Origin of the sequence: Streptomyces sp. XY006 (assembly GCF_002237655.1) — a bacterium.
Taxonomy (GTDB): domain Bacteria; phylum Actinomycetota; class Actinomycetes; order Streptomycetales; family Streptomycetaceae; genus Streptomyces; species Streptomyces levis.
The window spans coordinates 32,563-47,655 of the sequence record NZ_NOKT01000044.1; the positions used below are offsets into that span (position 1 = coordinate 32,563).

At 72.8% G+C, this 15,093-nt stretch carries 14 protein-coding genes; 11 read left to right on the forward strand and 3 right to left on the reverse strand.

All coding sequences use genetic code 11. The features are described from left to right. The first annotated feature begins 68 nt into the window (after window positions 1-68). The 4 genes from CHR28_RS34805 to CHR28_RS37590 all read left to right on the forward strand — a co-directional run bounded on the left by CHR28_RS34805 (window position 69) and on the right by CHR28_RS37590 (window position 6,466). The gene (locus CHR28_RS34805; RefSeq protein ID WP_179272670.1) at window positions 69-3,641 is read left to right on the forward strand and encodes an ATP-dependent DNA helicase; all 3,573 of its coding nucleotides are present in this window, start codon (window positions 69-71) and stop codon (window positions 3,639-3,641) included. Between the two features lie 10 nt (window positions 3,642-3,651). Then, window positions 3,652-5,055, forward strand: coding sequence for a dipeptidase (locus CHR28_RS34810; RefSeq protein WP_094057731.1), 1,404 nt, complete (start codon window positions 3,652-3,654; stop codon window positions 5,053-5,055). A gap of 156 nt (window positions 5,056-5,211) precedes the next feature. Then, window positions 5,212-6,156: an NAD(+) diphosphatase gene (gene nudC / locus CHR28_RS34815; RefSeq protein WP_256984582.1), complete on the forward strand. Its 945-nt coding sequence runs from the start codon at window positions 5,212-5,214 to the stop codon at window positions 6,154-6,156. 91 nt (window positions 6,157-6,247) lie between these two features. Further along, the gene (locus CHR28_RS37590; protein WP_143655955.1) at window positions 6,248-6,466 is read left to right on the forward strand and encodes a hypothetical protein; all 219 of its coding nucleotides are present in this window, start codon (window positions 6,248-6,250) and stop codon (window positions 6,464-6,466) included. On the opposite strand, the gene CHR28_RS34820 is transcribed toward CHR28_RS37590, so the two are convergent. Continuing rightward, the gene (locus tag CHR28_RS34820) at window positions 6,463-6,705 is read right to left on the reverse strand and encodes a mycoredoxin (protein ID WP_003992805.1); all 243 of its coding nucleotides are present in this window, start codon (window positions 6,703-6,705) and stop codon (window positions 6,463-6,465) included. The two genes, CHR28_RS37590 and CHR28_RS34820, sit on opposite strands and share 4 nt — an antisense overlap. A gap of 183 nt (window positions 6,706-6,888) precedes the next feature. Here CHR28_RS34820 and CHR28_RS34825 point away from each other — a divergent pair, with 183 nt between their 5' ends. The 5 genes from CHR28_RS34825 (at window position 6,889) to CHR28_RS34845 (ending at window position 10,843) form a co-directional block, all read left to right on the forward strand. Then, the gene (locus CHR28_RS34825; protein ID WP_179272672.1) at window positions 6,889-9,084 is read left to right on the forward strand and encodes an ATP-dependent DNA helicase UvrD2; all 2,196 of its coding nucleotides are present in this window, start codon (window positions 6,889-6,891) and stop codon (window positions 9,082-9,084) included. A 164-nt stretch (window positions 9,085-9,248) separates the two neighbouring features. Further along, window positions 9,249-9,575, forward strand: coding sequence for a hypothetical protein (locus CHR28_RS34830; protein WP_179272673.1), 327 nt, complete (start codon window positions 9,249-9,251; stop codon window positions 9,573-9,575). Between the two features lie 169 nt (window positions 9,576-9,744). Then, window positions 9,745-10,113: a WhiB family transcriptional regulator gene (locus CHR28_RS34835; protein ID WP_094057722.1), complete on the forward strand. Its 369-nt coding sequence runs from the start codon at window positions 9,745-9,747 to the stop codon at window positions 10,111-10,113. After that, window positions 10,110-10,433 (forward strand): hypothetical protein, encoded by a 324-nt coding sequence (locus CHR28_RS34840; RefSeq protein WP_094057723.1) that lies wholly within the window; start codon window positions 10,110-10,112, stop codon window positions 10,431-10,433. The genes CHR28_RS34835 and CHR28_RS34840 overlap by 4 nt, the downstream gene beginning before the upstream one ends. 176 nt (window positions 10,434-10,609) lie before the next feature. Then, window positions 10,610-10,843, forward strand: coding sequence for a hypothetical protein (locus tag CHR28_RS34845; RefSeq protein ID WP_094057724.1), 234 nt, complete (start codon window positions 10,610-10,612; stop codon window positions 10,841-10,843). Window positions 10,844-10,858: 15 nt separating this feature from the next. On the opposite strand, the gene CHR28_RS34850 is transcribed toward CHR28_RS34845, so the two are convergent. Beyond that, complete coding sequence (locus tag CHR28_RS34850) at window positions 10,859-12,229, reverse strand: ABC1 kinase family protein (RefSeq protein WP_094057725.1); 1,371 nt, start codon at window positions 12,227-12,229, stop codon at window positions 10,859-10,861. Continuing rightward, window positions 12,222-13,436, reverse strand: a complete 1,215-nt coding sequence (locus CHR28_RS34855) for a ThiF family adenylyltransferase (protein ID WP_094057726.1) — start codon at window positions 13,434-13,436, stop codon at window positions 12,222-12,224. Before CHR28_RS34855 ends, CHR28_RS34850 begins: the two co-directional genes overlap by 8 nt. A gap of 261 nt (window positions 13,437-13,697) precedes the next feature. Between CHR28_RS34855 and CHR28_RS34860 the strand changes: the two genes are divergently transcribed. Together CHR28_RS34860 and CHR28_RS34865 are read left to right on the forward strand one after the other, a co-directional pair. After that, window positions 13,698-14,306: a M48 metallopeptidase family protein gene (locus tag CHR28_RS34860; RefSeq protein ID WP_094057727.1), complete on the forward strand. Its 609-nt coding sequence runs from the start codon at window positions 13,698-13,700 to the stop codon at window positions 14,304-14,306. A 142-nt stretch (window positions 14,307-14,448) separates the two neighbouring features. Continuing rightward, window positions 14,449-15,093 (forward strand): TerD family protein (locus CHR28_RS34865; protein WP_143655957.1); only part of this gene is annotated, 645 nt, incomplete at its 3' end.

Consider the following 15,093-nt stretch of genomic DNA (forward strand, 5'->3'; position numbering starts at 1 on the left):
TGCGCTTCTGCCGTCCCGATGGGCTGATCCGGCCACCGCTGTCAGTGGCCGCCGATAGCCTCTCCGATGTGCCAGCCCGACTCACCGACCCCGAACAGCTCAAAGAGCTCCTCGGCATCCCGTTCACCCCGGAGCAGACGGCCTGCATCACCGCGCCGCCCGCTCCCCAGGTGATCGTCGCCGGGGCCGGCTCGGGCAAGACGACGGTGATGGCGGCACGCGTGGTGTGGCTGGTCGGCACCGGCCAGGTCGCCCCGGAGCAGGTGCTGGGCCTCACTTTCACCAACAAGGCCGCCGCCGAACTCGCCGAGCGCGTCCGCAAGGCACTGATCAAGGCCGGCGTCACCGACCCGGACGTCATCGACCCGGACAACCCGCCGGGCGAGCCGGTGATCTCCACGTACCACGCCTTCGCGGGGCGTCTGCTGACCGACCATGGGCTGCGCATCGGCCTGGAGCCCACGTCCCGGCTGCTCGCCGACGCCACCCGCTTCCAGCTCGCCGCGCGCGTGCTGCGCGAGTCACCCGGCCCCTACCCCGCCCTCACCCGCTCCTTCCCGGACCTCGTCGGCGACCTGCTCGCCCTGGACGCCGAGCTCTCCGAGCACCTCGTACGCCCCGAGTCCCTGCGCGCGTACGACGCCGAGCTGCTGCTGACGCTGCGCGGCGCCAAGCTCACCAACGCCGATCTGCGCAAGGTGCCCGAGGCGGCCGCCGCACGCCGGGAGCTGGCCGAGCTGGTGACCCGCTACCGGGCCGCCAAGCGCGAACGGGACCTGCTCGACTTCGGCGACCAGATCGCCCTGTCGGCCCGGCTCGCGAAGATCCCCGAGGTGGGCCGCGTCCTGCGCGACGAGTTCCGGGTGGTCCTCCTCGACGAGTACCAGGACACCTCGGTCGCCCAACGCGTACTCCTAGCGGGCCTGTTCGGCGAGGGCACCGGTCACCCCGTCACCGCCGTCGGCGACCCCTGCCAGGCGATCTACGGCTGGCGCGGCGCCTCCGTCGCCAACCTCGACGACTTCCCCGAGCACTTCGCCCACGCCGACGGCCGCCCCGCGACCCGGCAGGCGCTCAGCGAGAACCGCCGCAGCGGGGGCCGCCTCCTCGACCTCGCCAACGGCCTCGCCGAGCCCCTGCGCGCCCTGCACGCGGGCGTGGAGGCCCTCCGCCCCGCCCCCGGGGCCGAACGCGACGGCATGGTCCGCTGCGCCCTGCTGCGCACCCACGCCGAGGAGATCGACTGGGCCGCCGACTCCGTCGCCCACCTCGTCCGCACCGGGACGGCACCCGGTGAGATCGCCGTCCTGTGCCGCACGGCGACCGACTTCGCCGAGATCCAGGGCGCCCTGGTCGCCCGGGACATTCCGGTCGAGGTCGTCGGCCTGTCCGGACTGCTGCACCTGCCCGAGATCGCCGACCTCGTCGCCGTCTGCGAGGTCCTCCAGGACCCCGGTGCCAACGCCTCCCTGGTGCGCCTGCTGACCGGGCCGCGCTGGCGCATCGGCCCCCGTGACCTCGCCCTGCTGGGGCGGCGCGCCCGGCTGCTGGTGTCCCACGCGCGCGTGGAGGGCGACGACGACCCGGACCGGCGCCTCGCCGAGGCCGTCGAGGGGGTCGACCCCGCCGAGGTGATCTCGCTCGCGGACGCGCTCGACACGTTCCTGGAAACGCCCCTCGACGGCCGTGGGGACGACGACGGACTGCCCTTCTCGCCCGACGCGCGCGTGCGCTTCGCCCGGCTCGCCACCGAGCTGCGCGAGCTGCGCCGCTCCCTGGCCGACCCGCTGATGGACGTCCTGCACCGGGTCCTCGCCGTCACCGGCCTGGAGGTCGAGCTGTCGGCGTCCCCGCACGCCCTGGCCGCCCGCCGCCGCGAGACCCTGTCCAACTTCCTGGACGTCGCCGCCTCCTTCGCCGCCGGTGACAACGAGGCCACCCTGCTCGCCTTCCTGGGCTTCCTGCGCACCGCCGCCCAGTACGAGAAGGGCCTCGACAACGCCCTGCCCGGCGGCGAGAACACCGTCAAGGTGCTCACCGCCCACAAGTCCAAGGGCCTTGAGTGGGACGTCGTGGTCGTCCCCGGACTGGTCACCGGCACCTTCCCCAGCAGCCAGGGCCGCGAGAAGTGGACCTCCCAGGGCAAGGTCCTGCCGCACGCGCTGCGCGGCGACGCCGACACGCTGCCCGACGTGCCCTCCTGGGACGCCCGGGGCCTGAAGGCCTTCCACGAGGCCATGAAGGACCACCAGCACACCGAGGAGCTCCGCCTCGGCTACGTCACCTTCACCCGCCCCCGGTCGCTGCTCCTGGGCTCGGGCCACTGGTGGGGCCCCACCCAGAAGAAGCGCCGCGGCCCGTCCGCGTTCCTCCAGGCTCTCTACGAACACTGCGAGGCCGGGTACGGCGAGATCGAGGCCTGGGCGGACGAACCCGAGGAGGACGAGGAGAACCCGGTCCTGCACCAGGCCACCGCCGACCAGGTGTGGCCGCTGCCCCTGGACGAGGCCGCCCTGGCCCGCCGCCGCGCCGCCGCCGAGACCGTCCTGGCCCACCTGGAGGACCTCGCCTCCGGGCAGGACGCGCACCCCACCGCGGTGCACGACCCCGACGCCCTCGACGACCCGGAGTGGCCCCCGCCGCCCGAGGACGACGAGCCTCCGTACGACGAACCGGATCCCTTCGAGGCACCGGATCCGTTCGACGAGGCTTCCTTCGACGCGGATCCCTTCGATGCGGATCCCTTCGACGCGGACGCCTCGGACACGGACGCCTCGGACGATGACGCGCCCGCCGGCGACCGGCCCGCGGACCCCCGCCCCGCACACCGCCGCCCCACCGTCCCCCACCAGGCGGCCCCTCCGGAGGCTTCGCGCCCCGGCAGCCGCCACCCCCGCCTCACGCCCGAGGAGGCTCGCACCGTCGCCTCCTGGGACCGCGACCTCGACGCCCTCACCGGCGAGCTGCTGCGCGCCCGCGACAGCGTCACCGAAGTGCCCCTGCCCGCGTCGCTCACGGCCTCCCAGCTGATGCACCTGGCCGCCGACCCGGACGGGTTCGCGCGGGAGCTGGCCCGCCCCATGCCGCGCCCGCCCCAGCCCGCCGCACGCCGCGGCACCCGCTTCCACGCCTGGGTCGAGGCACGCTTCGAAGAGCTCACCCTGCCGCTGCTGGAACCGGAGGAGCTCCCCGGCAGCGACGCCGAGATCGCCGACGAGCGGGATCTCGAGGCGCTCAAGGAGGCCTTCGAACGCACCGAGTACGCCCGCCGCACGCCCTACGGGGTGGAGACCCCCTTCCAGCTGGCCATCGCCGGCCGGGTCGTCCGGGGCCGGATCGACGCCGTCTACAAGCAGGGTGACGGGCCGGACGCGACGTACGAGATCGTCGACTGGAAGACCAGCCGCTCCCGCACCGCCGACCCGCTGCAGCTGGCCGTCTACCGCCTCGCCTGGGCCGAGCAGCAGGGCGTGCCGCTCGACAAGGTCACGGCGGCGTTCCTGTACGTGCGCGGCGGGGAGGTCGTACGCCCCCGGCAGCTGCCCGGCCGGGCCGCGCTGGAGCGGCTGCTGCTGGACGAGCCCTCGGGAGGGGAGTTCGGTGAGGAACCGCACTCCGAGGACATCGGCGCGGGCCGATAGGCTCGTGACCATGAGCCAGACCCCGGACAGCGTCGTCCGTCAGTACATCCAGCAGCACCGCGACGCCTTCCTCGACGACCTCGCCGAGTGGCTGCGCATCCCGTCGGTCTCGGCCCAGCCCGACCACGCGCCCGACGTACGACGCAGCGCCGACTGGCTCGCCGCCAAGCTGACGGAGACCGGCTTCCCGACGGCCGAGGTCTGGCCGACCCCGGGCGCGCCCGCCGTCTACGCCGAGTGGCCCTCCGACGATCCGCAGGCACCCACCGTGCTGGTCTACGGCCACCACGACGTGCAGCCCGCCGCCCGGGAGGACGGCTGGGACAGCGAGCCCTTCGCGCCCGAGATCCGCGGCAACCGCCTCTACGCGCGCGGGGCGGCCGACGACAAGGGCCAGGTCTTCTTCCACACCCTGGGGGTCCGCGCCCACCTCGCCGCCACCGGCCGCACCGCTCCCGCCGTGCACCTCAAGCTGCTGATCGAGGGCGAGGAGGAGTCCGGCTCGCCGCACTTCCGGGCCCTGGTCGAGCAGCAGGCCGAGCGGCTCGCCGCGGACGCCGTGATCGTCTCCGACACCGGCATGTGGTCCGAGGACACCCCCACGGTGTGCACGGGCATGCGCGGCCTCGCCGAGTGTGAGATACGGCTGCACGGCCCCGACCAGGACATCCACTCCGGTTCCTTCGGCGGCGCGGTGCCCAACCCGGCGACGGCCGCCGCCCGCCTGGTCGCCGCGCTGCACGACGAGCACGCGCGCGTGGCGATCCCCGGCTTCTACGACGGCGTCGTAGAACTGACCGACCGCGAACGCGCTCTCTTCGCCGAGCTGCCCTTCGACGAGGAGCGGTGGCTGCGCACGGCCAAGTCGCACGCCACCCGGGGCGAGGCCGGCTTCACGACTCTGGAGCGCGTCTGGGCCCGCCCGACGGCCGAGGTCAACGGCATCGGCGGCGGCTACCAGGGCCCCGGCAGCAAGACGATCATCCCGTCCTCCGCCATGGTGAAGCTGTCCTTCCGGCTGGTCGCGGGCCAGGACCCCGACCACGTGGAGAAGGCCGTCCGCGCCTGGGCCGAGCAGCAGGTGCCCGCCGGGATCCGCTGTGAGCTCACGTTCAGCGGGGCCACGCGCCCGTGCCTGACGCCGCTGGACCACCCGGCGCTGCAGTCGGTGGTCCGCGCGATGGGCCGGGCCTTCGGCGAGACCGTGCGCTTCACCCGCGAGGGCGGCTCCGGACCCGCGGCCGACCTCCAGGACGTCCTCGGCGCCCCGGTGCTGTTCCTCGGCATCTCCGTCCCCTCCGACGGCTGGCACGCACCGAACGAGAAAGTCGAAGTCGACCTGCTCCTCAAGGGCGTCGAGACCACCGCGTACCTGTGGGGTGACCTCGCCGAGCACTGGCGTCACGCGCCCTGAGCGCCGTCCGCCGTCCGGACCGGCCACGCGCGCGGGGCACACTGGAAGGGCCCGCCCCGCACCGCACGAGCCCGCCGGAACCGGTCGTCTCCCGCCGCACATCCCGCCGAACAGCCGCCGAACCCAACCGTTCCACAGGGGGAGTTGGAAGCACCCGTGACCACCTGGACCGACCACAACGCCGACCGGCCCATCTCGCTCACCGCCCCGAGCGGCATCGACCGGGCCGCCCACCACCGGCTCGACGAGGCCTGGCTCGCGGCGGCGTGGAGCCACCCCTCCACGCGCTGCTTCGTGGTCTCCGGCGGCCAGGTCCTCATCGACGAGACGGCGGACGGCCGCACCGAACTCGTCATGACCCCCTCCTTCGAAGCCCCCCTCACCGAGGCGCACCGCTACTTCCTCGGCATCGACGAGGACGGCGTCAGCTACTTCGCCCTGCAGAAGGACGCGCTGCCCGGGCGGATGGACCAGTCCGCGCGCCCCGCGGGCCTGCGCGAGGCGGGACTGCTGCTGTCGGCGCGGGACGTGGGCCTGATGGTGCACGCGGTCGGCCTGGAGAACTGGCAGCGCACCCACCGCTTCTGCTCGCGCTGCGGCGAGCGCACGGTGATCGCCGCGGCCGGTCACATCCGCCGCTGCCCCGCCTGCGGCGCCGAGCACTACCCGCGCACCGACCCGGCCGTGATCATGGCCGTGACCGACGAGGAGGACCGCCTCCTGCTCGGCCGCCAGGTCCACTGGCCCGAGGGCCGCTTCTCCACGCTCGCCGGATTCGTCGAGCCCGGCGAGTCCATCGAGCAGTCGGTGCGGCGCGAGGTCCACGAGGAGGTCGGCATCACCGTCGGACAGGTCGAGTACGTCGCCAGCCAGCCCTGGCCGTTCCCGTCCAGCCTGATGCTGGGCTTCCTGGCCCGCGCCACCACGACCGAGATCGACGTCGACGGCGACGAGATCCAGGAGGCCCGCTGGTTCTCCCGCGACGAGCTGCGCGCCGCGTTCGAGTCCGGCGAGGTGCTCCCGCCCTACGGCATCTCGATCGCGGCCCGCCTGATCGAGCTCTGGTACGGCAAGCCGCTCCCGACCCGCACGGTCGCCTGACGGATCGCCCGGCGGAGCCCGACCGCATGGCCGACCCGTACGGGAACCACCACGTCCACCACCACCCGGCAGTGCCCGCGGCCACGCGCGCGTGCCGGGCAACGTGACGTACGGCCCGGCCGGCGTGCCCAGGGAGGACGCGCACCCGCCATGGGCGGAGATCCGCCGCGCGGCGCGGCGGCTGCTGCCCGGCTGCGCGGTCCGCCGCACGCTGCTGTGGCGCTACGACCTGGTGTGGGACAGACCACGAGAAGGCGGCCCCGAGCACGCTGCTCGGGACCGCCTTCGCGTACCTTCACGCGGCGACTAGGCGCCGATCTTCTGCTTCACCTGAGCCAGCGACGGGTTGGTGAGGGTGGAGCCGTCCGGGAACAGAACGGTGGGCACCGTCTGGTTGCCGCCGTTGGCCTTCTCCACGAACGCGGCGGACTCCGGGTCCTGCTCGATGTTGATCTCGGTGTACGCGATGCCCTCGCGGTCCATCTGGCTCTTCAGCCGGCGGCAGTAGCCGCACCACGTGGTGCTGTACATCGTCACAGTGCCCAGCATGTCTCTGGCGCTCCTTCGGTGGCTCGGGGACGGGTTCGCAGTGGGTGGAACGTATGTGAAACGTCCACCATTCCCGGGTCCCCGGCCCTGCCGGACGTGACGCCTGCCGCATTAGTACGACTATCAGGGCCCGCCTGTGGACAACCGGCACGGCCGTCTCGCGCGACCTGGCAGCATGGCGGTGTGACAGCAGCAACGCACTCCACCCTGTTCCCGCAGGTACCGGACTCGGCCGACGCGGTGCTCGACGGGCTCGACCCCGAGCAGCGCGAGGTGGCCACCGCCCTGCACGGTCCGGTGTGCGTCCTGGCGGGCGCGGGCACGGGCAAGACCCGGGCCATCACCCACCGCATCGCCTACGGAGTGCGCGCCGGCATCCTCCAGCCGTCCAGCGTGCTCGCCGTCACCTTCACCAACCGCGCCGCCGGGGAGATGCGCGGCCGGCTCCGCCAGCTCGGCGCCGGGGGCGTGCAGGCGCGCACGTTCCACTCGGCCGCCCTGCGCCAGCTGCAGTACTTCTGGCCCAAGGCCATCGGCGGATCCATGCCCCGGCTCGTCGACCGCAAGATCCAGCTCGTCGCCGACGCGGCCGCCGCCTGCCGCATCCGCCTCGACCGCGGCGAGCTGCGCGACGTCACCGCCGAGATCGAATGGTCCAAGGTCACCCAGACCGTCCCCGCCGACTACGCGCCCGCCGCCGCCAAGGCCGGCCGCGAGGCCCCCCGCGACCCGGCCGAGATCGCCCAGCTCTACGCCGCCTACGAGGACGTCAAACGCGAGCGCTCCGTCATCGACTTCGAGGACGTGCTCCTGCTGACCGTGGCCGTCCTCCAGGACCGGCACGACATCGCAGAACAGGTCCGCGCCCAGTACCAGCACTTCGTGGTCGACGAGTACCAGGACGTCAGCCCCCTCCAGCAGCGCCTGCTGGAGCTGTGGCTGGGCGAGCGGGACGACCTGTGCGTGGTGGGGGACGCCAGCCAGACGATCTACTCCTTCACCGGAGCCACCCCCGACCACCTGCTCGACTTCCGCACCCGCCACCCGGGAGCCACCGTCGTCAAGCTGGTCCGCGACTACCGCTCCACCCCCCAGGTCGTCCACCTCGCCAACGGTCTGCTCGCCCAGGCGAGGGGCCGCGCCGCCGACCACCGCCTTGAGCTCGTCTCCCAACGCCCCCCGGGCCCCGAGCCGGTCTACACGGAGTACACCGACGAGCCCGCCGAGGCGGAGGGCGCGGCCCGCCGCATCCGCGAGCTGATGGACGCGGGCGTCCCCGCCGCCGAGATCGCCGTCCTCTTCCGTACGAACGCGCAGTCCGAGACCTACGAGCAGGCCCTCGCCGACGCCGGAGTGCCCTACCAGCTGCGCGGCGCCGAGCGGTTCTTCGACCGCCCGGAGGTGCGCAAGGCGGGCGTCGCCCTGCGCGGCGCCGCCCGCTTCGGCGGCAACGACTCCCTCCTGGACGACGCCGTCGACCTGCCCTCCCAGGTGCGCGCCGTGCTGTCGGGGGAGGGCTGGACGCCGCAGCCCCCGGCCGGCTCCGGCGCCGTGCGGGAGCGCTGGGAGTCCCTGGCCGCCCTGGTCAACCTCGCCCAGGACTTCGCCGCCGCCAAACCGGGCGCCACCCTGGCGGACCTCGTCGCCGAGCTCGACGAGCGGGCCAACGCCCAGCACGCCCCCACCGTGCAGGGCGTCACCCTCGCCTCCCTGCACTCGGCCAAGGGCCTGGAGTGGGACGTGGTGTTCCTCGTCGGCGTCGCCGAGGGGATGATGCCGATCACCTACGCCAAGACCGACGAGCAGATCGAGGAGGAGCGCCGCCTGCTGTACGTCGGCGTCACCCGCGCGCGGGAACGCCTCCATCTCTCCTGGGCCCTCTCCCGGTCACCCGGCGGCCGCCCCAGCCGCCGCCCCAGCCGTTTCCTCGACGGTCTGCGCCCGGGCTCGACGGCCACGACCGGCCGCACATCCGCGGGCGGCGCGGGCGGAATCGAGCGTGGCATTCCCGGAACCAGGGGCTCCGCCCCGAGACGGGTCCAGCGCACCCCCGCCCGCTGCCGCGTCTGCGGCCGCACGCTCACCGACGCGGGCGAGATGAAGCTGATGCGCTGTGACGACTGCCCCTCCGACATGAACGAGGGGCTGTACGAGCGGCTCCGCGAGTGGCGCGCCGACCAGGCACGGAGCAGCGGCCAGCCGGCCTTTTGCGTGTTCACCGACAGGACGCTGATGGCGATCGCCGAGACCGCCCCCGACGACGAACACGAGCTCGCGCGCATCCCGGGCGTAGGCATGCGCAAGCTCACCCGGTACGGAGCCGATGTTCTGGCCATCTGCGCAGGCCAGTACCCCGAGGCGGGCGCAGATCAGGACTGACACGAACTCGTCGAAAAAATAGTTTGCGCATGCCCCAGCAATCCCCATAGGTTCTTAGGCACGAGAGCAGCGGCCTTCTCGGAGGCCCTGATTCCGTGTTGTACTTGCATATCCGTCGGACTGGTTCACCCAGTCCCCCGAGACGCCGAGAGGAGGCGAGTCCAGTGATCAGCATCACCAGCAGCTCCATCAGCACCGTGAAAATGACCGATCGCTCGGCCGTCTCCGCGTGCATGCTCGGCGTTTCGAACCTGGGCACCGGTCTGTCCGGCATTCGTGCCGTCCGTCCGGCGTCCTCCTCCGTTGCCCCCGCGGGCCTTCCCGTCCGTGAGCGCAATGAGCGACCGACCAAGGCACTGGAAGCGGCAGTAGCGGCACAGGCGCAGGCCTATGCCTTTACGGCGACCGGTGCCGGATTCCGGAAGCAGACGACGCAGCACCACCTGATGTGGGCCTTCCGTGGGCCAGAACCCTGGAGTGATCCAGCCTGATTCGATCAGGCCGGCGCCTTCAGGGCCGCGGAACCCCATCCGGGATCCGCGGCCCTTCTGTTTGTCCCTGAACGGGGACGACGGACCGAAGGACCTCGGGACAACGAAAGAACCCGGTACCAGCCGCCCCCGGCCAACAGGCCGGAACGACCAGACGAGGAAGACGACCGTGCAACTCGAAGCGCACGCACCGTCCGTACCGCCTTCGGAAACGATCCCCAAGCCCGGCTCCACGGAGGACCCCGCCTTGACCCCGCTCACCGCGCTCACCGCGCTCGACGACGCCATCGAGAACCTCGGCGTACCCGTCCCGTGCCGCTCCTACGACCCGGAGGTCTTCTTCGCCGAGTCGCCCGCGGACGTCGAGTACGCCAAGTCCCTCTGCCGTACCTGCCCGCTGGTCGAGGCCTGCCTCGCCGGTGCCAAGGAGCGGCGTGAGCCCTGGGGCGTCTGGGGTGGCGAGCTGTTCGTCCAGGGTGTCGTCGTCGCCCGGAAGCGGCCGCGTGGCCGCCCGCGCAAGAACCCGGTCACAGCATGAACACCGCAGGAACGATCGACCGTCCCCTCACGCACGACCCCCAGAAGCAGGCCCCGATGAAGCCGTCCCCCGACGAGCCCGCTGGCTCCGCGACCCAAGACTTCACCACCAACGGCGCGATGGACTCGCGTCAGAACAGGACCCGAGAGATGCAACTCATCCCAGAAGCCCTGGCTCGCGCGCATATGCGCGAGCGACTGGACGAGGCGGAGCGGGACCGCCAGGCCGTGCGCCTGGTGGCCGCCCGCCGGATGCAGCGCAGGGCGGAGCGCGCCTCGCGGCGCGCCCGCCGGGCGCTCGCCATGGCGGTCATGCAGTAACCGTCCACATCTGAAGCGATGGCCTCCCGCACCGGAGGCGATGCTTTCCCCGCGGGGGCCGGTCCGTGCCGAACGGACCGGCCCCCGCGGCGCGTTGACCCTGGGACGATGCCCCGAGCCGGCGCCGCGGGGCGCGGTGTCCGTGACACGGCCGGGAACGGAGTTATCGTCGCCGGGTGACCAGTCGGACGAGCCCTCCCGGTGACGGTGACGGTGACGACGGCTCCGCCGCGGAGCCTCCGCCGCTCGTGTGCGCCCGCTGCGGCACGCCGGCCGGCACCCCGGGCGCGACCCCGCCGCCCACCTGGACCTTCTCCGTGGAGCACGGCGTGAGCCGCTACTTCTGCGCGAGCTGCGCCCGGGAGAACCTCAGGTCGATCGAAGGGCGCCTGGACTCCGACTGGTGGTGAGACGCGGAACCCCGCTCACGCCTGCGCCACGGACTCCCCGCCGTCCACCGGGTCCTCCGGGACGAACCCCGGCAGCCACTCCTCCAACTCCTCCCGCAGCCGCACCGTGGCCCCCAGCTGACACAGCACGCCGATCGTGCTCAGCGTCACCCGGTGGATCAGCAGATACGCCGGGGGCAGATTGAGCTGCTTTCCGAGCTGGTAGGCGGGGGAGCGTGGGTCGGCGACGCGGGCCGCCTGGCTGCGCATCCAGCCGCGCGTGAACGTGAACTCCTCCACCTGGGCCGGTTCGATGATCGGCAGGAGGTAGTCCATGACGGCATCGGGGTCGAGCTCTATGGTCTCCTTCACGAAGCCCTCCGCGCACAGGAGCTCGTAGACCGCCTCGGCCTCGCCGTCGAGGGTCATGCGCAGGGACTCGCCGATGGTGGCCGGCAGGCCGCCCGGGAGGCGGTCGACCGTGCCGAAGTCCAGGACGCCCAGGCGCCAGTCGTCCTCGCCGTCCGGGCCGCCCGGCAGCAGGCGGAAGTTGCCGGGGTGCGGATCGGCGTGGAGCAGGCCGGTGCGGGCCGGGCCGGAGAACAGGAAACGGGCCAGGAGCTGGCCGGCGCGGTCGCGCTGCTCCTGGGTGCCGTCCGAGATGATCTCCGACAGCGGGATGCCGTCGATCCACTCGGTGATCAGGACCTGCTCGGACTGGTGGACCACATGCGGCACGAGGACGTCCGGGTCGTCCGTGAACTCCTCCGCGTGCGCCTGCTGGGCCTGGGCCTCCAGGCCGTAGTCGAGCTCCTCCGAGACGCGGTCCTTCAGCTCCGCGATCAGCGGCTTGATGTCCATGCCGGGGATCAGCGGGCCGAGCAGACGGGAGAAGCGGCTCAGCTGGTTCAGGTCGGACAGCAGCGCCTCGCCCGCACCGGGGTACTGCACCTTGACCGCCACCTCACGGCCGTCGTGCCACACCGCGCGATGGACCTGGCCGATCGAGGCGGCCGCGGCGGGCTTGTCCTCGAACTCCAGGAACAGCTCCTGCCAGCCCTCGCCGAGCCGCTCCTGGAGCACCCCGTGCACCGTGCGCGTGGGCATCGGCGGGGCGGCCTCCTGGAGCTTGGTCAGCGCGGCCCGGTAGGGGCCGGCCACCTCCTCGGGCAGCGCCGACTCGAAGACGGACAGGGCCTGGCCGAACTTCATCGCGCCGCCCTTGAGCTCGCCGAGCACCTTGAACAGCTGCTCGGCCGTGCGCTGCTGGAGCTCGCGTCCGACCAGCTCCGCCGACTCGCCGACGATCCGCTTGCCGAATCCCCAGGTCGCCCGCCCGGCGATGCCGAGCGGGAGCGCGGCGAGCTTGGCGGTCCGGGTGACCGCCTTCCGGGGAAGATCAGACATGCGCCCTCCAAGTCCCAGCCGGCCGCTCCGCCGCTGCCTCACAGCACTGCGCCGACGGCCGTTGCACCGCCATTGTCTCGTGTGACGCCCCGTCCTCCGAGGGGTGCTCCCCTTTTCCTCTCTCCGCCGCGCCGCAGGGGCATGCGGAATGGGCCCATACCGGCCGGGCGTGCCAGTGGAGCGCGGGGAGGGAGACTTCCCAGCGCGCGCAGGTGCTCGACGGGACCTGACCGTCCAGGAAGGCGAGCGCGTGCGCGGCGGCGAGTCCCGCCACGGTCGTGGCCAGCGTGAGGTCGCACGGCCGCACCTGCCGCTGCCGGCCCGAGCGCCACTGGGCGATCAGACGCGGCCAGGTCGGGTCCCGGTCGGTGCGGTGCTCGTGCAGACAGCCCGCGCAGCCCGTCTCCCCGGGCAGCACGAGGGGTCCGACCACGCCGGTCCCCTCCACTACACCGGCATACAGATGCGGTGTGCCGGAGAGCATCAGGGGTTCGGCGTGGGACGGGTCGGGCGCGTGCACCGCGACATCGTCCCGCGGGGCGAGGACCACCAGGGAGAAGCCGGGGTCGCCGTCGTCCGAGGGCGGCGGGACCTCGGCGCGGCGCGGCGGCCGGTCCGGAGCAGCCTGCCGTAGGGCCCGGCGGGCCGACTCGTCCCTGCGGTCGCCGACGGCCTGTGCCGGATGGCCGCCCGGGGCGACGTCCCACGGCTCCACCCGGCCGCCGTCCCGCACCTCGACCTCTCCCACTCCGGCCCCCGCCAGCAGGGAGGCCAGGACGGCACCCACCCGGCCCGCGCCTCGCACCTGCACGCGCTGCGAGCGCCGGGCCGCCAGCCGTCTGATCGCTTCGCCCGGCTCCGCGGTGGTGAGGGACAGCGAGGCCAGGTCGGGCCGCAGCCGGTCGAGGACTTCCTTCTTCTCGCGCAACGCATTGGCGGCGGGTCCGCCGCCCCGGGCGTCGTCGAGGAGCCCGGCCCGCGACAGCCGCCGCACCAGCCTGTCGACATGACCGTCGGGCAGGTCCATCCGGCGCCCTTCCTCGCGCAGCAGCTCCAACCCGCGGGTGCCGTTCAGCAGGTCGAGGAAGCTGCCCGTCGCGGTGTCCATCGGGCCGAGCGTCAGGGCGTGCGCCGGGGTCATGCCGAACTGCACGGTGTTCAGGTCGCGCCAGCCGCGCCGGAGCGCGGGTTTCACCATCGGATGCATGACAGGCCCCCGTATGTCATAAAACGTCCCCGTGTGTCGGGAGGAGTGCTCCTGGTCCCTGGCCGGACTCTGTAACTGGCTCGGGCCGGCCCGCCCATCGCTTCGCCGACGGGATCCAGCATGACCGAACCCGCCGCCCGCCGCCGAAAGTTGTCCACAGGCACGGGGATTCGTCGTACAAATCCGGCGGCCGGTGGGGGCATCGGCACGGAACCGTCCCGGAGTCGGGACTTCCCCGTGTGCAGCGGGTAACGTCGGGGCGTGCCCGCCGACCCACTGCACCGCGCCGGAAACCCACAGCGCAGCACGACGAGCCAGCCGCCGAGCGGCTCGGGGGCGAGCGCGATCGAGGTCCGCAGGAGCCCCCGCCGTCGCAGGACGGTCTCCGCGTACCGCGAGGGCGATCGCACCGTAGTGCTCATCCCCGCCCGCATGTCCGCGGCGGAGGAACAGCGCTGGGTGAACGTCATGCTCGCCAAGCTGGCCGCCCAGGAGAGCAAGCGGGCCCTGGGGGACACCGAGCTGACCGAGCGGGCCCGGCGGCTCTCGGAGCAGTACTTCGACGGCCGGGCCCGGCCCGCCTCGGTGCGCTGGGTGACCAACCAGAACACCCGCTGGGGATCCTGCACCCCGTCCGACGGCAGCATCCGCCTGTCGCACCGCCTGCAGGGCATGCCCGAGTACGTCGTCGACTACGTCCTCCTCCACGAACTCGCTCATCTGCTCGTCCCCGGACACGGCCCCCGCTTCTGGCGGCTGCTGGAGGCCTACCCGAGGACGGAGCGGGCCCGGGGCTATCTCGAAGGCGTCGTCGCCGCCGAGCGGTTGCCCCATGTGCCCGGGGCGCGCGGGGAGAGCCCCGCGGGGTGAGTGACCGCTTTGCGTGAGCGAGCAGCCGATACGGCTGGGCGCGGGTTCTGTACCGGCTCTGTACCGACGTCTTCCGATGTCCGGATTTGCCGTTAGCCTGACGCGACGCACTCACGTTCTGGATGGGGGACGGTCGTTACGCATGGCCAGGGAATTCCAACGCGGCCACAAGGCCAGGATCAGTGACCTCACCGCGGGCACGGATCTGTACGTAGGCGTGCAGATCTCCGGCCCCGGCCTGAGCTTCGACATCAGCTGCTTCGGCCTCGACGCCGACGAACGGCTCTCGGACGACCGGTACTTCGTCTTCTACAACCAGCCGAAGACCCCGGAGGAGTCCATTCAGCTCCTGGGCGCCCAGGCGGGCGACACGGAGTCCTTCAGGGTGACCCTGGACCGGATCCCGCCGCAGATCCAGAAGCTGTCCTTCACGGCGACGATCGACGGCGCCGGGCAGATGTCGCAGATCGCCCCCGGCTACATCCGCATCGTCGCCGGCGGCGAGGAGGTGGCCCGGTACCCCTTCAGCGGCTCGGAGTTCTCCACCGAGCGGGCCGTGATGCTGGGCGACTTCTACCTGAAGGACGTGTGGCGGTTCGCAGCCGTCGGGCAGGGCTTCGACGGCGGTCTCGACGCGCTGCTGAAGAACTTCGGCGGCGAGGTGGCCGAGGAGGAGGCGCCCGCGCCCGCTCCGCAGCAGCCGGCTCAGGGCGGCGCCGCCCCGGGCTTCGCCCCGCCCGCCTTCGGGGCTCCCGCCGCCCCGGCCCCCGCGCCCGCCCCGGCGCCC